The organism is Frigoribacterium endophyticum (assembly GCF_011759585.1).
Taxonomy (GTDB): domain Bacteria; phylum Actinomycetota; class Actinomycetes; order Actinomycetales; family Microbacteriaceae; genus Frigoribacterium; species Frigoribacterium endophyticum.
Window position 1 is genome coordinate 37,051 of the sequence record NZ_JAAOYV010000001.1, and the last position, 20,020, is coordinate 57,070.

At 74.8% G+C, this 20,020-nt stretch carries 21 protein-coding genes; 15 read left to right on the plus strand and 6 right to left on the minus strand.

From position 1 onward, the window contains the following. Nucleotides 1-65: 65 nt before the first annotated feature. The 6 genes from FHR77_RS00170 (at nt 66) to FHR77_RS00195 (ending at nt 5,631) form a co-directional block, all read left to right on the plus strand. Nucleotides 66-1,151, plus strand: a complete 1,086-nt coding sequence (locus tag FHR77_RS00170; protein WP_167257873.1) for an oxidoreductase — start codon at nt 66-68, stop codon at nt 1,149-1,151. A gap of 157 nt (nt 1,152-1,308) precedes the next feature. Beyond that, nucleotides 1,309-2,487 (plus strand): septum formation family protein, encoded by a 1,179-nt coding sequence (locus tag FHR77_RS16490; RefSeq protein ID WP_167257875.1) that lies wholly within the window; start codon nt 1,309-1,311, stop codon nt 2,485-2,487. Nucleotides 2,488-2,855: 368 nt separating this feature from the next. Then, nucleotides 2,856-3,497, plus strand: a complete 642-nt coding sequence (locus FHR77_RS00180) for a CDP-alcohol phosphatidyltransferase family protein (protein WP_167257877.1) — start codon at nt 2,856-2,858, stop codon at nt 3,495-3,497. A 9-nt stretch (nt 3,498-3,506) separates the two neighbouring features. Continuing rightward, a complete protein-coding gene (locus FHR77_RS00185; protein WP_167257879.1) occupies nt 3,507-4,013 on the plus strand; it encodes a GNAT family N-acetyltransferase in 507 nt (168 codons plus the stop codon). 9 nt (nt 4,014-4,022) lie between these two features. Next, nucleotides 4,023-4,598, plus strand: coding sequence for a hypothetical protein (locus FHR77_RS00190; protein ID WP_167257881.1), 576 nt, complete (start codon nt 4,023-4,025; stop codon nt 4,596-4,598). Between the two features lie 76 nt (nt 4,599-4,674). After that, complete coding sequence (locus FHR77_RS00195; RefSeq protein ID WP_167257883.1) at nt 4,675-5,631, plus strand: SDR family NAD(P)-dependent oxidoreductase; 957 nt, start codon at nt 4,675-4,677, stop codon at nt 5,629-5,631. A 102-nt stretch (nt 5,632-5,733) separates the two neighbouring features. Here FHR77_RS00195 and FHR77_RS00200 read toward each other — a convergent pair whose 3' ends face one another. Both FHR77_RS00200 and FHR77_RS16275 read right to left on the minus strand, forming a co-directional pair. Then, the gene (locus FHR77_RS00200) at nt 5,734-5,946 is read right to left on the minus strand and encodes a hypothetical protein (protein ID WP_056052024.1); all 213 of its coding nucleotides are present in this window, start codon (nt 5,944-5,946) and stop codon (nt 5,734-5,736) included. Nucleotides 5,947-6,105: 159 nt separating this feature from the next. Further along, the gene (locus FHR77_RS16275; protein WP_255354126.1) at nt 6,106-6,237 is read right to left on the minus strand and encodes a hypothetical protein; all 132 of its coding nucleotides are present in this window, start codon (nt 6,235-6,237) and stop codon (nt 6,106-6,108) included. A gap of 239 nt (nt 6,238-6,476) precedes the next feature. Between FHR77_RS16275 and FHR77_RS00205 the strand changes: the two genes are divergently transcribed. The 3 genes from FHR77_RS00205 to FHR77_RS00215 are packed head-to-tail and all read left to right on the plus strand — an operon-like array spanning nt 6,477 to nt 10,065. Then, complete coding sequence (locus FHR77_RS00205) at nt 6,477-8,303, plus strand: circularly permuted type 2 ATP-grasp protein (RefSeq protein ID WP_167257885.1); 1,827 nt, start codon at nt 6,477-6,479, stop codon at nt 8,301-8,303. Continuing rightward, entirely contained in the window at nt 8,297-9,226 is a 930-nt protein-coding gene (locus FHR77_RS00210; protein WP_167257887.1) for an alpha-E domain-containing protein, read from the plus strand. The genes FHR77_RS00205 and FHR77_RS00210 overlap by 7 nt, the downstream gene beginning before the upstream one ends. Continuing rightward, nucleotides 9,223-10,065 (plus strand): transglutaminase family protein, encoded by an 843-nt coding sequence (locus tag FHR77_RS00215; RefSeq protein WP_056052028.1) that lies wholly within the window; start codon nt 9,223-9,225, stop codon nt 10,063-10,065. The genes FHR77_RS00210 and FHR77_RS00215 overlap by 4 nt, the downstream gene beginning before the upstream one ends. 15 nt (nt 10,066-10,080) lie before the next feature. Here FHR77_RS00215 and FHR77_RS00220 read toward each other — a convergent pair whose 3' ends face one another. The 4 genes from FHR77_RS00220 to FHR77_RS00235 form a co-directional block, all read right to left on the minus strand. Further along, a complete protein-coding gene (locus FHR77_RS00220; RefSeq protein ID WP_167257889.1) occupies nt 10,081-10,905 on the minus strand; it encodes an endo alpha-1,4 polygalactosaminidase in 825 nt (274 codons plus the stop codon). 80 nt (nt 10,906-10,985) lie between these two features. Further along, nucleotides 10,986-11,567, minus strand: a complete 582-nt coding sequence (locus FHR77_RS00225) for a hypothetical protein (protein ID WP_167257891.1) — start codon at nt 11,565-11,567, stop codon at nt 10,986-10,988. A gap of 106 nt (nt 11,568-11,673) precedes the next feature. Then, complete coding sequence (locus FHR77_RS00230) at nt 11,674-13,011, minus strand: MFS transporter (protein WP_167257893.1); 1,338 nt, start codon at nt 13,009-13,011, stop codon at nt 11,674-11,676. Then, nucleotides 13,008-13,487 (minus strand): MarR family winged helix-turn-helix transcriptional regulator, encoded by a 480-nt coding sequence (locus FHR77_RS00235; protein WP_082514130.1) that lies wholly within the window; start codon nt 13,485-13,487, stop codon nt 13,008-13,010. The genes FHR77_RS00230 and FHR77_RS00235 overlap by 4 nt, the downstream gene beginning before the upstream one ends. Nucleotides 13,488-13,671: 184 nt before the next feature. Here FHR77_RS00235 and FHR77_RS00240 point away from each other — a divergent pair, with 184 nt between their 5' ends. From FHR77_RS00240 to lplAB, 6 genes are all read left to right on the plus strand, one after another. Next, the gene (locus FHR77_RS00240) at nt 13,672-14,424 is read left to right on the plus strand and encodes an SDR family NAD(P)-dependent oxidoreductase (protein ID WP_167257895.1); all 753 of its coding nucleotides are present in this window, start codon (nt 13,672-13,674) and stop codon (nt 14,422-14,424) included. Between the two features lie 282 nt (nt 14,425-14,706). Continuing rightward, nucleotides 14,707-15,384 (plus strand): response regulator transcription factor, encoded by a 678-nt coding sequence (locus FHR77_RS00245; RefSeq protein ID WP_167257897.1) that lies wholly within the window; start codon nt 14,707-14,709, stop codon nt 15,382-15,384. After that, nucleotides 15,377-16,897 (plus strand): sensor histidine kinase, encoded by a 1,521-nt coding sequence (locus tag FHR77_RS15705; protein WP_341777157.1) that lies wholly within the window; start codon nt 15,377-15,379, stop codon nt 16,895-16,897. The genes FHR77_RS00245 and FHR77_RS15705 overlap by 8 nt, the downstream gene beginning before the upstream one ends. Nucleotides 16,898-17,246: 349 nt before the next feature. Next, complete coding sequence (locus tag FHR77_RS00255) at nt 17,247-17,891, plus strand: PepSY domain-containing protein (protein ID WP_167257899.1); 645 nt, start codon at nt 17,247-17,249, stop codon at nt 17,889-17,891. A gap of 108 nt (nt 17,892-17,999) precedes the next feature. Beyond that, nucleotides 18,000-18,869, plus strand: a complete 870-nt coding sequence (locus FHR77_RS00260) for an alpha/beta hydrolase (RefSeq protein ID WP_167257901.1) — start codon at nt 18,000-18,002, stop codon at nt 18,867-18,869. An 82-nt stretch (nt 18,870-18,951) separates the two neighbouring features. Further along, a complete protein-coding gene (gene lplAB / locus FHR77_RS00265; RefSeq protein WP_056052046.1) occupies nt 18,952-20,001 on the plus strand; it encodes a lipoate-protein ligase LplAB in 1,050 nt (349 codons plus the stop codon). The last annotated feature ends 19 nt before the right edge of the window (nt 20,002-20,020 follow it).

Consider the following 20,020-nt stretch of genomic DNA (forward strand, 5'->3'; position numbering starts at 1 on the left):
CCGCTGCCTCCGTGCGCCGCACCCGCGGTCGCGCCCCGTCCTCATCCCCGACGAAAGGACCCTCCGTGGACCTCTTCTCCTCCGCCTCGTTCGGCGACCTCACCCTCGCGAACCGCGTCACCATGGCGCCCCTGACCCGCATGCGCGCCGACGCCGGCGACGTGCCCGGCGACCTGATCGTCGAGCACTACCGCCAGCGCGCGACCGTGGGCCTGATCGTGACCGAGGGCACCTACCCGACCGTGGAGGGCAAGGGCTACACCGGCCAGCCCGGCATCGTCACCGACGAGCAGGTCGCCGGCTGGAAGCGCGTCGCCGACGAGGTGCACGCCGCCGGCGGCACGATCGTCATGCAGGTGATGCACGCGGGCCGCGTCTCGCACACCGAGGTCACCGGCACCGAGCGCGTCGTCGGCCCGAGCGCCATCGCGATCGACGGCGAGATCCACACGCCGAGCGGCAAGTCGGCCTACCCGGTGCCGCACGAGCTGACCACCGAGGAGGTCCGTCAGGTCGTGCAGGACATCGTCACCGCGTCGAAGCGCGCCGTCCTCGAGGCCGGCCTCGACGGCGTCGAGCTGCACAGCGCCAACGGCTACCTGCTGCACGAGTTCCTCTCGCCCGTGTCGAACGTGCGCACCGACGAGTACGGCGGAAGCCCCGCCGCCCGCGCCCGCATCGGCGTCGAGACTGCCACGGCCGTCGCCGCGGCGATCGGCGCCGGCCGTGTCGGCATGCGCATCTCGCCCATGCACAACATCCAGGACGTCGCCGAGACCGACCTCGCCGACGTGACCGCGACCTACGAGGCCCTGCTCGACGGCGTCGCGCCGCTCGGCCTCGCCTACCTGAGCGTGCTGCACGCGGAGCCCCGCGGCGAGCTCGTGCAGCACCTCCGGGCCCGCTTCGGCGGCCCCGTCGTGCTGAACAGCGGCTTCGGCGTCGTCACCGACAAGGCCGAGGCCGAGGAGCTCGTCGGCGGCGGCCACGCCGACGCCGTCGCGGTCGGCCGCATGGTCATCGCGAACCCCGACCTCGTCGCGCGCTGGCAGGGCGACACCGAGCTGAACGAGCCGAACTCGGCCACGTTCTACGCCGAGGGCGCCACCGGCTACACCGACTACCCGACGCTGGAGACGGTCTCGAACTGACCCGCGCCTCCTCGCTCGGCCCGACGCCCGGCCTCGCCGCGACCCCTGGTCGCCGCGGGGCCGGGCGTCCCGCGAAGGGGGCGGCGCGCCGCGAGCCCGCGGCGCGTTACGATCCCTCAGGCGGTCGACCCCGACGACGCCGCCGAAGGGGACCACCGTGGCCGATGCCGACCTGCCGCCGACGCACCAGCGCGTCGCGGCGCTCCTCCGCCACGAGTTCTCCGGTCTCGAGCTCACCGACGTCGCGAGCGAGTACCCGGGCACCCGTGCGCCGGGTGCCGCCCTCCGCCTGCGCCTCGGCCACCGTCTCTGGCTCGACCTCGCCGACGACGGCCGGGAGTGGTTCGTCGCCGGCCTCTACGCCGACCAGTCGGGCGTCACCCCGCCCGACCAGCGGTCGCGCGAGTCGCTCGCCGTGCCCCTGGACGCGGAGGCGCGGGTCGTCGCCGACGCAGCCGTCGCGTCGGTCTGGCGCTGGGTCGACGCCGTGGGCCCGGCCGAGGCCGACGCTCCGTTCGCCCGGGAGCGCCCCGCCGCGCCTCCCGCGATCCCCAGCCCCGCCGTCTTCGGGGCGCCGGCGCCCGCTCCGTACGTCCCCCAGCCGACGCAGGCGCTGACGCCCTCGCCCGGGGCGTGGGCCGGGCAGGGTGCGGGCCAGCCCGTGCCGAACGCGTACGTGCCGCAGGCCGCCCCCGGGGCGTCGCCCTACGGCGCGCCCGGCGGCTACGGCGCCGCGCCCGCCTACGGCGCCGCGCCCGCCTACGGCGCCGCGCCCGCCTACGGCGCCTGGGCGCCCGCCGCCCCCGCGAAGCCGCGGAACCGCGGCCTGCTCATCGGCGGCATCATCGCCGCCTCCGTGCTCGTGCTCGGGGGCGTCTCCGCCGCGGTCCTCAGCGGCATCGACACCTTGTCGAGCGAGGTCGCGGCCGGGTCGGACCCGGGCATCGACCCCGACGCCGTGCCCGACACCGGCATCGAGGAGCTCACGGTCGGCGACTGCTTCTCGTTCGGCGGCGCCGACGCGACGGCGGAGGAGGTCTCGATGGTCGACCTCCGCTCGTGCGACGAGGAGCACCAGAACGAGGTCTACCTGCAGGACGAGCTCACTGACGCGGACGCGTACCCCGGCGACGAGGAGACCGCGGCCGAGGCGGACGACCTCTGCTACGGCGCCTTCGAGGGGTTCATCGGGCTGCCGTGGGAGGAGTCGGAGGTCGAGTACCTCTACCTGACGCCGACCGAGCAGAGCTGGGGCCAGGGCGACCGGAGCGTGCTCTGCTACGCGTACCTCTACGGCGACACGTCGCCCGGCAGCCTGCAGGACTACGGGTACTGAACCGCCGCTGGTCGGGCAGTGCGGCGGGTCGCCGTCCCCGCGGGCGGGTCGGCGCCAGCCCGCCGGGGAGGACGGCGACCCGCCGCCTCCGCTGAGCGGTGGCCGGGGCGCCGGGGGAGGCCGTTCCACTCCGGAGTGGAGGAGCGATCCTGGAGCAACGCCCTGCTGGCCGCCGAGCGGGTCGTGCGCCCGTGCGCCCGCGCGTACGGCGGGTCCGTGTCCCCGCTGGCGGGTCGGCGCCGGCCCGCCCAGGAGGACGGGGACCCGCCGCGCTCCTCGCGGACCGGGCTCGCGCCTCCCGTCCTCGCCCGCCCACCCGCCGCGGCGCGCCCCGTAGGATCGGAGCGCCCCCGCGACCCGCCGGGAGCGTGACCCGAGAGGACGTCGTGCAGCTCGTCGACCGTCTGTTCCGCACCGACGAGTGGCGGACCGTGCCCAACGCGATCACGGCCGTGCGACTCCTGCTGCTGCCCGTCTTCGTCGTGCTCGTCGTCGGCGCGCACTACTGGTCGTCGCTGCTGGTGATCGCCGTGGTGTTCTTCACCGACTTCCTCGACGGGTTCGTCGCGCGGCGCACCGGCGCGACGTCCGAGCTCGGTCGCTGGCTCGACCCCGTGGCCGACCGGCTGACGGTGATCGTCGTGATGGTCTCGCTCGCGCTGGGCGACCTGCTCAACTGGCCCGTCGTCGTGCTGATCCTGCTGCCCGACGTGCTGCTCAGCCTCTACGCGCTGGTGCGCTTCGGCGGCGCGCCCTTCCCGGTCACGCGGGTCGGCAAGGTGCGCACCGCCCTGATCTTCGTCGGGCTGCTGATGCTGCTCGTCGGCCACGCGGCCGTCGACCAGTGGCGAGGAGTCGCGGGCTCGGAGGGCCTGGACGTCGCGGGCCAGGTGATGATCCTGATCAGTGCGTTCGTGCTGTTGCTCGGGCTGATCGGGCACTACGTCGCGGCGGTGATCTACGGGCGAGCCCTCGTCGCTCGGCACCGCGAGGACCGCCGGGCCGGCTGAGGTCGCCGGATGACGACTCCCGACAGGGGCCCGGACCCCGCCGCGATCGAGCTCGCCGAGGTCGACCCCGACGACCCGAGGGCCGTCTGGTGCCTCGGGCAGTACCTCGCCGAGATCGACGCCCGCTTCGACGTCGGCTACGACCCCGCCGCGGCCGTGCCGACCACGGCGGCGTCGATGCGCCCGCCGAAGGGCCTCTTCGTGCTCGCGACGCGGAGCGGCGAGCCCGTCGGCTGCGGCGCCCTCAAGCTGCACGACGACGGCTCCGCCGAGGTCAAGCGGGTGTGGGTCTCGGGGGCGGTGCGGGGAGCTGGGCTCGGCCGACGCCTCCTGCGCGACCTCGAGCGCCGGGCCGTCGAGCGCGGCGTCACCCTGCTGCGGCTCGACACGAACGCGACGCTGGTCGAGGCGATCCGCCTCTACCGCGCCGAGGGCTGGGTCGAGGTGTCGCCGTTCAACGACGAGCGCTACGCCGACCACTGGTTCGAGAAGCCCGTGGCACCCGCCGCCTCCTAGGCTCGCCCCGTGACCTCGACCACCGCCTCCGCCGGCCTCGACGCGGCGTCGCCGGTCGCCCTCGTGCTGCCCGGCGCCGGCTACACCGCGCAGGCGCCGGTGCTCGCCTGGTCCGTCGCGCTGCTCGCCGAGCGGGGCTGGCACGTGCAGGTCGTCTCGTGGACGATCGACGCCGCCGCCGAGGGCGACCCGGAGGCGTTCGTCACGGCGGAGGCGCGCTCCGCGCTCGACGCGGCCCGCGCCTCCGGCGCCACCGGGCCCGCCCACGTCGTCGCCAAGTCGCTCGGCACCTGGTGCCTGCCGTGGGCGCTCCGGGAAGGCCTGCCGGGCGCGTGGCTCACCCCGCTGACGACCGAGCCGGCCGTGCGGGCCGCGCTCGACGCCGCCGGCCCCGAGCACCTGGCCGTCGGGGGTGACGTCGACGCGTGGTGGCGGCCGGAGGGCCTGGGCGGCTCCGGCCTCGAGCTCGTCACCGTGCCCGGCGCCGACCACGGACTCCGGCGCCCGGGCGACTGGCGTGCCTCGCTCGACCTCCAGCGCGGCGTCCTCGAGCGGGTCGACGCCTGGGCCGGCCGCTCCGCCTGACCCCCGGCCGTCGAGGGGCCGAGCACGGACCCGGCCACAGACCCCGGCCACAGACCCCGGGGCTACCGTTCACCGCATGACACGTCTCACCACCCCGTTCTCCGCCGCCACGACCGCCGCCGAGGTGGTCGACGGCGTCGACCTCACCGGCCGCCGCATCGTCGTCACGGGCGGCGCCTCGGGCCTCGGCCTCGAGACGGCGCGCGCCCTCGCCGGGGCCGGCGCCGAGGTGACCCTCGCCGTCCGACGCCCGGAGCAGGGCGAGGAGGCGGCGGCCGACATCGGCCGCAGCACCGGCAGCGAGACGGTGCGGCACGCCGTCCTCGACCTGCAGCGCCGCGACTCCCTCACCGCCTTCGCCGACGCCTGGCAGGGCCCGCTGTACGCCCTCGTGAACAACGCCGGAGTCATGGCCACGCCGGAGACCCGGACGCCCGAGGGCTGGGAGCTCCAGTTCTCGAACAACCACCTCGGCCACATGGCCCTGTCGCTCGCCCTCAAGTCGGCCCTCGTCGCCGGCGCGGACGACGCCGGAGCCCCGTCGCGCATCGTCTCGCTCAGCTCGACCGGCCACCACTACTCGCCCGTCGTCTTCGACGACGTGATGTTCGAGCGCCGCCCCTACGACCCGTGGTCCGCCTACGGCCAGTCGAAGACGGCCAACTCGCTCTTCGCGGTCGGCGTCACCCAGCGCTGGGCCGACGAGGGCGTGCTCGCCAACGCCGTGCACCCCGGCGGCATCATGACGGCCCTGCAGCGGCACATGCCCGAGCAGGAGATCCTCGACCGCGGCTGGCGCGACGCCGACGGCACCCCGAACCCCGCGTTCAAGACGCCGGAGCAGGGCGCCGCCACCTCGGTGCTGGTCGCCGCGTCGCCGCTCGTCGAGGGCGTCGGGGGCCGCTACTTCGAGGACGTCGAGGAGGCGCTGCCCTTCTCCGAGGACCGCCCGCGCGTCGGCGTCAAGGCGTACGCGCTCGACCCCGAGGCCGCCGACATGCTCTGGCAGTACAGCGCCGGCCTGCTCGACTGAGCCCGCCCCGAACGGCAGGACGCCCCGTCACGACCAGGTCGTGACGGGGCGTCCTCGCGCCGAGCCGCCCGCAGGGGCGAGCTCAGCGGACGTCTGCGGAGCTCAGCTCCAGCGCTTCTTGGCCTTCTTCGCGGCGACCTTGCGGGCCTTGGCGACGTTCTTGCCGGCGCTCTTGCGGGCCTTCTTCACCTGCGGGTCGTTCCAGAACGAGCCGAAGTAGCTCGCGATCTCCTTGTAGCGGCCGTGGCCGGCCTTGGCTCCGAAGGTGTACGCGACGAAGGCGATGACGGCGATGAACAGGAAACGGAAACTCATGGGGTCCTCCCGAGTGGAACGATGTGCGATTCGTCCCGACGCTAGTCCCTGAGGCTGCGCATCGGCTCGCCCACGAGCATGAGATCGCCGGGTGCGGCCAGCGGCGACGGCGTCGCGCCCGAGAGGAGTCGCCCCCCCCCGTCGGCAGGGATCGCCCGGTCAGCCCGTCGGGTGCAGGAAGTGGTCGATCGCGTCGTGCCGCGGCCACGCCGTGCCGCCGATCGGGAGGAGGCGCTGCTCGTCGGGCTGGGAGGCGGAGGCGAGCGCCTCGGTCATCGTCATCTGGTCCACGCTGCGACGCTACGTCGCGCGGCCCCGGGCGCTGCAGCCCCAGAGCGGGTGCGCCCAGACCGGGGGAGCCCCGCGCGGGGGACGGCGCGGCGGAGGCCGGTGCGGCCGAGGCCGAGGCCGAGGCCGAGGCGGCGGCGCCCAGACCGACGACCGCTCGCTCGGCACCGCCACAGCGAGCTCGTCCCCGCGTGCAACGCCGCGGAAACACCCCCGCAACACCCCGTGGATACCGTCGAGCCATGGGAGACCTCTTCGACGGATACGCGGCCACGGCCGACCCGGGCAGCCGTCGCGGCGGGGGCCTGCGGGCTGCCGCCGGGGCCCTCGGCGTCGGCTCGGGCGCCCGCCAGGCCGCGGCCCGGCAGGCCGCCGACCGCATGCCGCCCGCCCGCGCCTGGGACGAGATGTTCGAGCGCGACGGCACCCCGCGCCGGGCGTACCACGAGATCCACGCGACGCTCGAGGGCATGACGCAGGACGACCTGCGGCACCGCACCGCCGCGCTGGCCGACTCGTACCTCGCCCAGGGCGTCACCTTCGACTTCGCCGGCGAGGAGCGCCCCTTCCCCCTCGACGCCGTGCCGCGCGTGATCGAGCAGCCCGAGTGGGCCTCGGTCGAGAAGGGCGTCGCGCAGCGGGTGCGGGCGCTCGAGGCCTTCCTCTCCGACGTGTACGGCGCGCAGCGGGCCGTGGCCGACGGCGTGATCCCCGCGCGGCTGATCACCTCGTCGTCGCACTTCCACCGGCAGGCCGCGGGCATCGAGCCCTCGGGCGGCGCGCGCATCCAGGTCAGCGGCATCGACCTGGTGCGTGACGAGGCCGGCGCGTGGCGCGTGCTCGAGGACAACGTGCGGGTGCCGTCCGGCGTCAGCTACGTGATCTCGAACCGGCGGGTGATGGCACAGACCCTGCCCGAGCTCTTCGTCTCGATGAGGGTGCGGCCGGTGGGTGACTACCCCAACCGCCTCCTCGCGGCCCTGAAGAAGAGCGCACCGTCCGGCGTCGACGAGCCGACGGTGGTCGTGCTGACGCCCGGCGTCTTCAACAGCGCGTACTACGAGCACACGCTGCTGGCCCGGCTGATGGGCGTCGAGCTCGTCGAGGGGCGCGACCTCTACTGCTCCGGCGGACGCGTCTTCATGCGCACCACCGGCGGCCCCGAGCGGGTCGACGTCATCTACCGCCGGGTCGACGACGAGTTCCTCGACCCGCTGCAGTTCCGCGCCGACTCGGTGCTCGGCTCGCCGGGCCTGCTGATGGCGGCGCGCCTCGGCACCGTGACCATCGCGAACGCGGTGGGCAACGGCGTCGCCGACGACAAGCTCGTCTACACGTACCTGCCCGAGCTGATCCGCTACTACCTGGGCGAGGAGGCGCTGCTGCCGAACGTCGACACGTGGCGGCTGGAGGACCCGGGCGCCCTCGAGGAGGTGCTCGACCGCCTCGACGAGCTCGTCGTGAAGCCGGTCGACGGCTCGGGCGGCAAGGGCCTCGTCGTCGGCCCGGCCGCGAGCCGCCGCGAGCTCGACGAGCTGCGCACCCGCCTGCAGCGCGACCCCCGCGGCTGGATCGCGCAGCCGGTCGTGCAGCTGAGCACCATCCCGACCCTCGTCGACGAGGGGCTGCGGCCCCGGCACGCCGACCTGCGGCCCTTCGCGGTGCACGACGGCGACGACGTCTGGGTGCTGCCCGGCGGGCTCACCCGGGTCGCGCTGCCCGAGGGGCAGCTCGTCGTCAACAGCAGCCAGGGCGGCGGCTCGAAGGACACCTGGATCGTCGGCGGCGACGTCAACGCCTGGGCGGGGCACGACGTCAGCGCCCTGATCGCCGAGCAGACGACGCCCACGGCCGCGATCCCGATCGTGACCGCCGCGGAGGCGGGCACCCCGGCGGTCGCCGACCACAGCCCCGACCACGCTCCGCAGGACGACCCCCGCAACGACCAGCAGGCCCAGCAGCAGCAGGAGCACGTCCAGCAGCAACAGCAGCAGCGACAGCAACACCGACAGCGGCACCGACAGCGACCGAACGACGACCGCGCCACCACCGAGAGGGAATCATGCTGAGCCGCATCGCCGAGAGCCTCTTCTGGATCGGTCGGTACATCGAACGCTCCGACGGCACCGCGCGCATCCTCGACGTGCACCTGCAGCTGCTGCTCGAGGACCCGTGGATCGAGGAGGACGCCGCCTGCCGCAGCCTCCTCGCGGTGATGGGCAGCGAGGCCCCCGCCGACGTGTCGCTGACCCGCGCCGACGTGCTCGCGATGCTCGCCGTCGACCGGCACAACCCCGCCTCGATCGCCTACTCGCTCGGCGCCGCCCGCGAGAACGCGCGACGGGCCCGCGAGATCGTCTCGACCGAGCTGTGGGAGTCGCTGAACACCACGAGGGCGCGCATGCCCCGCAAGGTGGCCGGCGACAAGGTGCACGAGTTCTTCGGCTGGGTGCGCGAGCGCAGCGCCCTCGCCGTCGGCATCATCGAGAGCGCCACGAGCCGCGACGAGGTCTGGCACTTCTTCACCCTGGGCCGGTCGATCGAGCGGGCCGACATGACCGCCCGCCTGCTCGCGACGCGCACGCTGACCGAGGCGTCCGGCCCGTCGTGGACGACCATCCTCCGCTCCTGCGGCGCCTACGAGGCCTACCTGCGCACCTACCGGGGCGTGCCGAGCGCCCGCAACGCGGCGGAGTTCCTCCTGCTCGACCGCCTCTTCCCGCGCAGCGTCCTGTTCGCGGTGAGCCGCGCCGAGATGTGCCTCCGCGAGGTGGAGCCGACGAACCACCGGGTGGCGGCCTCCGACAGCGGGGTGCGCATCCTCGGCCAGATGCGCAGCGAGCTCGAGTACCGGCCCATCGGCGAGATCCTCGACGACCTGCCCGGCCACATGGACAGCGTGCAGGCGGCGACGAGCGCGGCCTCCGAGGCGATCCGCCAGCGGTACTTCCCGACCAGCGCGGCACCGACCTGGGTCGGCGGCCGCGCGTGAGCCGCCTGCGCATCCGGCACCTGACCGGGTTCTCGTACGCCGGGGAGGCGGTGGCCAGCTACAACGAGGCCCGCATGCTGCCGGCGCACACCGAGGGGCAGTACGTGCTCTCGTCGCACCTGCGCATCGAGCCCGTCGCGGCCTCGCACGAGTACGTCGACTACTGGGGCACCCGCGTCTCGTCGTTCGAGGTGCTGCTGCCGCACCGGCAGCTGTCGCTGACCGCGACGTCGCTCGTCGAGGTCAGGCCCGTCGCGCACCCCGACACGAGCATGGGGTGGGACGACCTCGCGCGGGTCGCGGGCGCCACCGCCCCGTTCGTCGAGCACCTCGAGCAGACGCCGCTGACGACGCCGCCCGACGACCTCGTCGCGCTCGCGGCCGAGGCGCGGGGCTCGGCGGCGCCGTGCGAGGCGGCCCTCGCGATCTGCCGGGCCGTGGGAGGCGCGGTGTCTTACCTGCCCGGCGTCACCAACGTGAAGACCACCGCCGCCGAGAGCTGGGCCGCCCGGGCCGGCGTCTGCCAGGACATCGCCCACGTGACGATCGGGGCCCTCCGCTCGGCGGGCATCCCGGCCCGCTACGTGAGCGGGTACCTGCACCCGAAGCCCTCGGCCGAGCTGCGCGAGACGATCGTGGGCGAGTCGCACGCGTGGGTCGAGTACTTCTGCGGCACCTGGCACGGCTACGACCCGACGAACCTCATCGACATCGGCGAGCGGCACGTGGTCGTCGGCCAGGGCCGCGACTACCGCGACGTGCCGCCGCTGCGCGGCGTCTACGCGGGGTCGGGGGCGTCGTCGCTCTTCGTCACGGTGGAGATCACGCGCGAGGCGTGAGCGGACGGGCGCCCGTCAGCAGCGCTCGAACACGTAGCCGGGGTCGTCGGGCCCCACGAGGTCGCGGTCGCGGAGGACGGTGCTCGCCGGCGTCGTCGCCCGGCCGCAGGTGCCGGCGAACGTGTCGCGGAGCTCGTCGGAGTACTCGACCGCGAGCACCCGGTCGCCGTACACCTCGGTGAACGCGGGGCACTCGTCGTAGGCGTCGCACTCCTCGACGACCGCGAAGTCGAAGCCGACCTCGTCCCGGCCCCGCGACTCCAGCTCGGCCGTGTTCTTCTGCGCGGCGGCCAGCCCGACGGCGTGCGCCCGGTCGACGAGCAGCGTCGCGTACGCGACGGCGTCGTCGAGGCCGAAGGCGCCCTCCGAGCGGCTGTACGAGTCGAGGTTGTCGAACTCGACGGCGTCGTAGCCGTCGTCGGCGCAGCCCTCGATCGTGGCCGTCATGCGCGCCGCGACCGTGGCCCTCGTCTCGGGGCGGGCGAGGTCGAAGAGGTGCTCGTCGGGCCACCCGGGGTCGACGAGCAGCTCGCCGGAGGCGCGGTGCACGAGGAGCTCGTCAGGCCAGTCCACGCCCGGCTGCGTCTGGAACCCGTTCACGTAGCAGACCCCGTAGGCGCCGGCGGCAGGCTCGGCCGTGCTGTCGCGCACGACGACGTCGGTGCCGGCCGGTGGGTCGTAGGCGGCACCGAGCTGGTAGTCGAAGGTCGCTCCGGGAGGAGGCGCCTGCGGTGCGCTCGCCGCGCACCCGGCGACGGCCGTGGCGACGACGGCGGAGGCGAGCAGCAGCAGCGCGGCGCGGACCGCGCGGTGACGGCGGGGGCGCGGCGAGGTGGGCACCCCGGGAGCCTAGACGCCCGGGTCAGGCGTCGGGGAGGCGGGCGAGCGGCGGCGGGACGGGTGAGCCGACGCGCGACGGGTCAGTCGTGCTGCGGGGTCGCCGGCGCAGGCGGCTGATCCACTCCGGAGTGGATGAGCGTTCCTGGCGGGTCGCCCGCCGGGGCGGCTGCCGGTGCGGCGCCCCCGGTCGTCGCCCCGACCGCCGAGACGACCCGCGGCGGCGTCACCGTCGTCGGGCGTCGGCCGAACGTCGACCCGTCCGGGCTGTCGGCGAGCACGCGGTCCGCGAGGGCGACGAGCAACACGACGAGCCCGCCGACCACGACGGCCGCCGCGAGCAGCGCCAGGGCCACCCCGACGTAGTCGCCGCCGGCCAGCGGGGTGACGACGGAGGTGCCCGCGGCGCCCGTGCCGTCGACCGCACCGGGCGTCGCGGCCGCGCCGGCACCGGCCGTCGCCGCGGCCGACGGCACCGCGGCGACCGGCGTCGCGGCGGCCCCGGCGCCCGTCGTCGTGAGCGGCGTGAGCGCGGTGGCGACACCGCCGGCCTCGGCTCCGGAGCCGGCCGTGCGGTCGAGGCGAGCGAGCACGACGAGGCCCAACGCGCCTCCCACGGTCGTGGTGGCGATCGCCACGACGCCGCTGACCGTCGCTCTGCCCATGGCCGGCCCTCCGCCGCCGAGTCGCTCGGCTCGTCGATCGACGACCCGGTTGCTCGTGCCGGGGAGCGTACGCCCCGCGGCGACCGCGCGGCGGCCCGGCCGGTCGCTACGTCGTCTGGCGGACAGCGGCCTCGTCGGCCGCCATCGCCTCGGCGGTCTCCTCCCGCTGTGCGCGGAGGCCGTCGCCGTCGTGCTCGACCCGGAAGCGCGGGTGGAGCACCGACCCGCCCCGGCGCAGCCGCAGGTGCTGGCGGCGGATCAGCCACGCCAGCGCGAGGCCGCCTGCGACGTAGCCGGCGCTCGCGCCGACGCCGATGGCCCAGCGCGGGCCGAGGGTGTCGGCGACCCAGCCGACGATCGGGGCGCCGAGCGGGGTGCCGCCCGTGAAGATCGCCATGTAGAGCGCCATCACGCGACCGCGCATCTCGGGGGCCGCCGACAGCTGCACCGAGCCGTTGGCCGTCGTCATGAGCGTGATGGACGAGAGCCCCACGGTGACGAGCACGGCGGCGAAGCTCCAGTACGTCGGCATCAGCGCCGCGACCGTGCAGGTCACGCCGAAGGCGAAGGCCGCGAGCACCAGCACGCGCATCCGCGGCCGCTCGCGCCGCGCCGAGAGCAGGGCGCCCGCCAGCGAGCCGACCGCGATGCACGACGACAGCAGGCCGAAGCCGCTGGCGTCGACCCCGAACTCGACGCTCGCCATCGTCGAGGTGAAGATCGGGAAGTTGAGGCCGAAGGTGCCGATCACGAAGATGACGGCGAAGATCACCAGGAGGTCGGGGCGGCCGCGCACGTAGCGGAACCCCTCCCTGATCTGCCCCTTCGCCCGCGACACCCGGGGCTTCGCCTCGAGCTGCGACACCCGGATGAAGCGCAGCGACACCAGCACCGCCGCGAACGACGCCGCGTTGATCAGGAACACCCAGCCCGTGCCGACCCCCGCGATCAGCACGCCGGCGACCGCGGGGCCGAGGAGGCGCGCGGCGTTGAACGAGGCCGAGTTCAGCGAGACGGCGTTGGTCAGGTGCCCCGGCGGGACGAGCTCGGAGACGAAGCTCTGGCGGATGGGCGCGTCGATCGCGTTCGCCGTGCCGAGCAGCAGCGCGAAGACCCAGACCATCCAGAGCTGGGCGACGTCGGTCAGCACCAGCAGCCCGAGCGCGAGCCCGAGCAGCCCCATCGTCGCCTGCGTCAGCATCAGCATGCGCCGCCGGTCGAAGCGATCGGCGATCAGCCCGGTCACGGGCACGAGGAGGATCGGCGGCGCGAACTGCAGCGCCATCGTGATGCCGACGGCCGTCGCGTCGTGGTCGGTGAGGTGCGTGAGCACGAGCCAGTCCTGCGCGGTCGACTGCATCCAGGTGCCGGTGTTCGAGACGAGCGCCCCGGCCGACCAGAGCCGGTAGTTGTAGAGGCGCAACGAGCGGAACATGGCGCTCACGAGAGGGTCAGCTTCCGCAGGATCTCGGTCGCGTCGGCCAGCGTGCGGCGCTCGTCGGGGGTGAGGGCGGCGAGCCGGGGCGCGAGCCAGGCGTCGCGGCGGCGGCGCGTCTCGACCACGAACGCGGACCCCGCCGGCGTCGTCTCGAGCACGACGCGGCGACGGTCGGCCTCGTCGACCCGGCGCGCCAGCAGACCGGCCTCGACGAGCTTGCCGACGGTGCGGTTCATCGACGGCGGCGTGACGCCCTCGTGCTCGGTGAGGGCACCGATGGTCAGCGGCTGCGACTGGTAGACCCAGCCGAGCGCCGCCATCTGCGCGTCGCTGACGTCGGCCTCGGCCTTCTGCTGGCGGAGGCGCCGCGCCAGCCTCAGCACCGACCCGCGCACCGTCGTGGCCAGCTGGGCGTGCGGCAGCGCACGGAGCGGGGCAGCGGCGGAGGGGGGAGCGGGGGAGGCGGGAGTCACGTCGGTCATCGCCCTCCAGTATGAGCAGTTAGCTCGGCTAAGTAAACATCTCGGGCAGATCGACGACACCTGTTGAGGATCGGTCGATGCAGGCGTATCGTCGTGGACGGCTCGACGACGAGCCCCCACGACAGGGCCCCGAGGGGCGCCAGGACGCCGGCGCGAGAACGCCGCAGAAGGAAGAAGGACCACCATGGCCAGGTTCACCGACAAGACCGCGATCGTCACCGGCGGAGGCAGCGGCATCGGCGCCGAGATCTCGCGGGCGCTCGCCGCCGAGGGCGCCTCCGTCGTCGTCACCGACATCAAGCTGGACGCCGCGCAGTCGGTCGTCGATGAGATCATCGCCGCGGGCGGCGCCGCGACCGCCTTCGAGCAGAACACCGCCGTCGCCGAGCAGTCCGACGCCGCCGTCGAGTTCGCGAAGACGACCTACGGCGCCCTGCACCTCGCCGTGAACAACGCCGGCATCGCGGGCGCCCCGGCCGACATCGGCGAGTACGACGTCGCCACGTGGGACCGCGTGCGCAGCGTCGACCTCGACGGCGTCTTCTACGGCCTCCGCTACCAGCTGCCCGCCATCGTCGAGGCCGGCGGCGGAGCGGTCGTCAACATGAGCTCGGTGCTCGGCACCGTCGGCCTGGCCCAGAACGCGGCCTACGTCACGAGCAAGCACGCCCTGGTCGGCCTGACCAAGGTCGCGGCGCTCGAGTACACCGCCCGCGGCGTCCGCACGAACGCGGTCGGCCCCGGCTTCATCGACACGCCCCTCGTGCGCGCGTCGCTCTCGGGCGAGGCGCTCACCGCGCTCGAGCAGCAGCACGCCGCCGGCCGTCTCGGCACCGACGCCGAGGTCGCCGCGCTGGTGCTGTTCCTCCTCAGCCCGGAGGCGTCGTTCATCTCGGGCAGCTACCACCTCGTCGACGGCGGCTACTCGGCGCACTGACCCGCGCCTCCCCGGGGGGCTCGGGCTCGCTGCGCGGTGCAGTGCGGTGCGGCGGGCTCGCTGCGCGGTGCGGCGGGTCCGTGTCCTCGTGGGCGGGTGGGCGCCGGCCCGCCCAGGAGGACGGCGACCCGCCGCAGCTCGAGGTGCGGCCGCCGACGATGACACCGACCCGCCGGCCGTGGCAGGCCGTGCGACGTCGGCTCCCTCCGCTTCAGCGCCGGTTCAGCGCTCGCCCGCCAGACTGGGCCCGTGGGCAGGGCGCCCGCGGGGAGGGAGCCGGCCGTGCGAGTGCTCGTCGTCGAGGACCAGGCGACCCTGGCCGAGGGCCTGCGGGTCGGGCTCGAGGCCGAGGGCATGGCCGTCGACGTGGCCGGCACCGGCACCGACGCCCTCTGGCGCACCCGTGAGGGCAGCTACGACGTCGTCGTGCTCGACATCATGCTGCCCGGCATGAGCGGCTACGCCGTCTGCCGGGCCATGCGCGAGGGCGGCGACTGGACCCCCGTCATCATGCTCACGGCGAAGGACGGCGAGTGGGACCAGGTCGAGGCCCTCGACACCGGCGCCGACGACTACCTCACCAAGCCGTTCTCGTTCGCCGTGCTGCTCGCGCGCCTGCGCGCCCTCGTGCGGCGCGGCGCCCGCGAGCGGCCGGTCGTGCTCGAGGCCGGCGACCTGCGGCTCGACCCTGCCGCCCGCACCGTGCACCGCGGTGACGCGCTCGTCGACCTGACGAGCCGCGAGTTCGCGGTGCTCGAGTTCCTGATGCGGCGGGCCGGCAGCGTCGTCACGAAGCGCGAGGTGCTCGACGGCGTCTGGAACGACGACTTCGAGGGCGACCCCAACATCGTCGAGGTGTACGTGCGGCACCTGCGCAACAAGGTCGACCGCCCCTTCGGGCGGGAGGCGATCGTCACGCTCCGCGGGGCCGGGTACCGGTTGGAGTCGCGGGGTGGCTGAGCGCATCCCTCCCGCCGGGCGCCGTGGTCGCCGTGGCTCGCTGCGCCTCCGCACGACCGCGGCCGCCGTGCTCGCCGTCGCCGTCACCCTCGGCCTCTTCACGCTCGTCTTCGCGCTCGTGCAGCGCGCCGTGCTCGACGACGCCCCGCGCTCGGCGGCCGAGGAGGACGTCTCGCGCGTCGCCTCGGCGCTCGAGGCCGGGCAGACGCCCACCGTCGCGGTGGCCGGCGACGCGGACGGCACGCTGGTCGTCGTGCTCGACGCCGCCGGCGCCGTGCTCGCGGCCGGCGGCGACGACGACCTCGTCGCCGAGGCGGCCCGTCTGTCGACCGTGCCGTCGGGCGGCCGGGCACGGCTCGACGGCGAGGCCTTCGTCGTCGAGCGCGACACCGCCGACGTCGACGGCGGGGCGACCGGCGGGGCGTCGTCGGGCGACGAGCCCTCCGCGTCGGCGTCGGCGTCGGCGTCAGGCGACGACGACGATGACGACGACTCGTCCGGCCGCGGGGGCCGGGGCACCGACGACGACACGGCCGACGCTGCAGACGACGACGCGGTCGGCACCACCGAGCTCACCGTCGTGGCCGCGCGCTCCCTCGACGAGGCGCAGGCCGCCTCCGCGGCGAGCCTGGTGACGCTCGGCGTCGCCGTGCCCGTGGCGCTGGTCGTGCTCGGCGTGACGACCTGGTTCGTGGTCGGCCGGGCCCTGCGCCCGGTCGAGGCCATGCGCCGCGAGGTCGACGAGGTCACCGCCGCGCGCCTCGACCGACGGCTGCGCGACCCCGGCGGGCGCGACGAGATCGCCCGCCTGGCCCGCACCCTGAACGGCATGCTCGACCGGCTCGACGCCTCGGCCCGCGCGCAGCGGCGCTTCGTCGGCGACGCCTCCCACGAGCTCAAGACGCCCCTGGCGACGATCCGACAGCACGCGGAGGTCGCGCTGCTCCACCCCGGCAGCATCGACGGGCAGGCCCTCGCGGGCACCGTGCTCGGCGAGGAGGCGCGCCTCACGGCCCTGGTGCAGGGCCTGCTGGTGCTGGCGCGCGCCGACGAGGGGCAGCTCGGCGTGGCCCGACGGCCCGTCGACCTCGACGACCTCGTGGTGGCGGAGGTGTCGCGGCTCCGCGCCTCCTCACCGCTCCGCGTCGACGCCACCGGCGTCGGGCCCGCCCGCGTCGTCGGCGACGAGCCGCTGCTCGGGCAGGTCGTGCGCAACCTCGTCGCCAACGCCGCACGGCACGCCACGTCGACCGTCGCTCTCGCCCTCGTCGAGCGCGACGGCCGGGCGGTGCTGACCGTCGACGACGACGGTGCCGGGGTGCCCGTCGCCGACCGCGGGCGGGTGTTCGAGCGCTTCGTCCGCCTCGACGAGGCCCGCGACCGCGACGCCGGGGGCAGCGGCCTCGGGCTCGCCATCGTGGCCGAGATCGTCCGCGTGCACGGGGGAGCGGTGCGCGTCGACGACTCCCCGCTCGGCGGCGCGCGCTTCGTGGTCGACCTCCCCGCCGGCTGACGCCGCTCCTGCCGCCGGCTGACGCCGAGCCTCCCGTCGAGTGGTCACGATCTGCGTGTCGCAGGGCCCGCGAGCAGCAGATCGTGACCACTCGACGCCTGCGCACGGACGCGTGCCGCCGAGCCTCCCGCCGAGTGGTCGCGATCTGCGCCTCGCGGGGTCGGCGAGCAGCAGATCGTGGCCACTCGACGCGTGACCGCGCCGGCTGAACGTCCCTTCAGGTCGCTTCAGGGGTGCTTCAGCGCCCGGTCGGCACAGTGGGGTCATCGCCGACGGGCCCGCCCCGCACCGGCACCGACCACCCCACGACCACCGGCCGCACCGCGGCTCGACGAACGGAGACACCGTCATGAAGAACACCAAGAAGACCCTGCTGATGGCCGGCGGAGTGGCGGCCGTGCTCGTGCTCGGCGGCGGCGGCGTCGCCCTGGCGACCGGCCTCGACGACGACCGGCTGTCGGCCCAGACCACCGACCGTGTCCGGGAGGCGGCGCTCGCCGAGACCGGTGGCGGCACCGTCACCGAGGTCGACACGATCGGCGACGGCCTGCCCGGCTACGAGGTCGAGGTCTCGCTGCCCGGCGGCGGCGAGACGCACGTGTACCTCGACGACGACTACGCCGTGACGTCGACCCGCACGGGCGACGACCACGGCGGCGACCGGGGCGACCGGGGAGGCCGTGACGACGACGACGACCGCGACGGCACCTCCGGCAGCGCGACCGACGACTCCGCGGGCGGCTCGGACGACGCCACGACCGGCACCGGCACCGGCACCGACGACGACACCGTCACCGGCGCCGACCACGACCAGGCCTCCGCCGCAGCGCTCAGCGCGGCCGGCGGCGGCACCGTCACCGACGTCGACCGCAGCGACGACGGCGGCGTGGCCTACGAGGTCGACGTCCGCCTCGACGACGGCACCGAGGTCGACGTCGACCTCGACGCCGCGTTCGGCGTCGTCCGCACCGACGTCGACGCGCCGCGCAGCTGACCCTGACGCCGTGCCGGGGGCGCGGGCCGGCCCTCGGGAGCCGGCCCGCGCCTCCTCGCGTCCGCCCGCCGCACCGTGACCGCCCCCGGTCGGTGCCAAGATGACCGCATGCCCACCTTCTCCGCCGCCCGGGGCGACTTCGAGTTCGTCGACGCGCACGGCGTCACCGTCCACTACTACGTGTGGCGGGCGGCCGACCCCCGCGGGTCGGTGCAGATCATGCACGGCGTCGGCGAGCACGCGCTCCGCTACGAGGAGGTCGCGCAGCACCTCGTCCGCGCCGGCTGGACGGTCTACGCCGACGACCACCTCGGCCACGGCGCCACCGGTCTCGGCCAGCACGGCGGCGACCACACGAAGCTCGGGCGCCTCGGCCCCTCGGGCGTGCGAGGAGCCGCGGAGGCGGTGGTCCAGCTGACGGGGATCATCCGCTCCGAGGCCCCCGGCCTCCCCGTCGTCGCGCTCGGCCACTCGTGGGGGTCGCTGATGCTCCAGGCGATCGTCGACCGGCAGGCCTCGCTCTACGACGCCGTCGTGCTCACCGGCACCGCCTACCGCGTGCCCGGCAGCATGAACGGCGGCGACCTGAACTCCCGCCACGCCCACCTCGGCAGCACCGGCTTCGAGTGGCTGAGCCGCGACCCCGCGGTCGCCGAGGCGATGGCGGCCGACCCCCTCGTCGTCGACGCGAAGGTGATGCAGCTCTTCGGCTGGCGCGACACGCTGCGCCTGCTGGGCCGCCCGTCGAAGCACCTCGAGCACGACGTGCCGCTGCTGATCATGGTCGGCGACGACGACCCGCTCGGCGGGGAGGAGAGCGCGCGCAGGCTCGCCGACGCCTACGTGAACCGGAGCGGCCTCACCGACGTCGAGCTCGTCGTCTACCAGGGCGCACGGCACGAGATCTTCCGCGAGACGAACCGCGACGAGGTGCTCGACGACCTGACCCGCTGGCTGGACTCCCGCGTGCCCCGCTGACCCGCGCCTCCCCGGGGGCTGCTGCCCGCCGACGCCCCCCGCCCGCCCCGCCCGCCCCGGCCGGCAGGCATAGGCTGCTCGCATGCACGGTGAGTACAAGGTCCCTGGCGGCAAGCTCGTGGTGGTCGACCTGGAGGTGCGCGACGGGCGCATCGCCGAGTTCCGCCTCGCGGGCGACTTCTTCCTCGAGCCCGACACGGCGCTCGACGCCATCGACCGCTCGATCACGGGCCTGCCCGTCGAGTCCGACGCCGCGACGATCGCCGCGGCCGTCCGTGCCGGGCTGCCCGACGACGCCGTCCTGCTCGGCTTCACGCCCGAGGCCGTCGCCGTGGCGATCCGTCGCAGCCTGTCGAAGGCCAGCGACTGGCGCGACCACGAGTGGCAGATCATCCACGACGCCCCCGTGTCGCCGAACATGCACCTCGCCCTCGACCAGGTGCTCACCGAGGAGGTCGGCGCCGGCCGTCGGGGCCCCACCCTGCGCTTCTGGGAGTGGGAGCAGCCGGCCGTCGTCATCGGCAGCTTCCAGTCGCTCCGCAACGAGGTCGACCTCGACGCGGCCGAGGAGCACGGCTTCGAGGTCGTCCGCCGCATCAGCGGCGGCGGCGCCATGTTCATGGACGCCCAGTCGATCGTCACGTACTCGCTCTACGCCCCCGGCGAGCTCGTGCAGGGCATGAGCTTCGCCGACAGCTACGCCTACCTCGACGAGTGGGTCATCACGGCGCTGAAGTCGCTCGGCATCGACGCGTTCTACCAGCCGCTGAACGACATCACGAGCGCCAAGGGCAAGATCGGCGGGGCCGCCCAGAAGCGCCTCGGGAACGGCGCGCTGCTGCACCACGCGACCATGTCGTACGACATGGACGGCGAGAAGATGGTGAAGGTGCTCCGCATCGGCCGCGAGAAGATGAGCGACAAGGGCACCACGAGCGCCGCGAAGCGCGTCGACCCGCTCCGCAGCCAGACCGGCCTGCCCCGCGCCGAGATCATCGAGCGGATGAAGCAGACCTTCACGGGCCTCTACGGCGCCACGACCGGCCACGTCACCGAGGCCGAGCTCGAGGCCGCCGAGCAGCTCGTGACGACGAAGTTCGCCACGCCCGAGTGGCTCCGCCGGGTCCCGTGACCTGAGCCTCGCGGGTGTG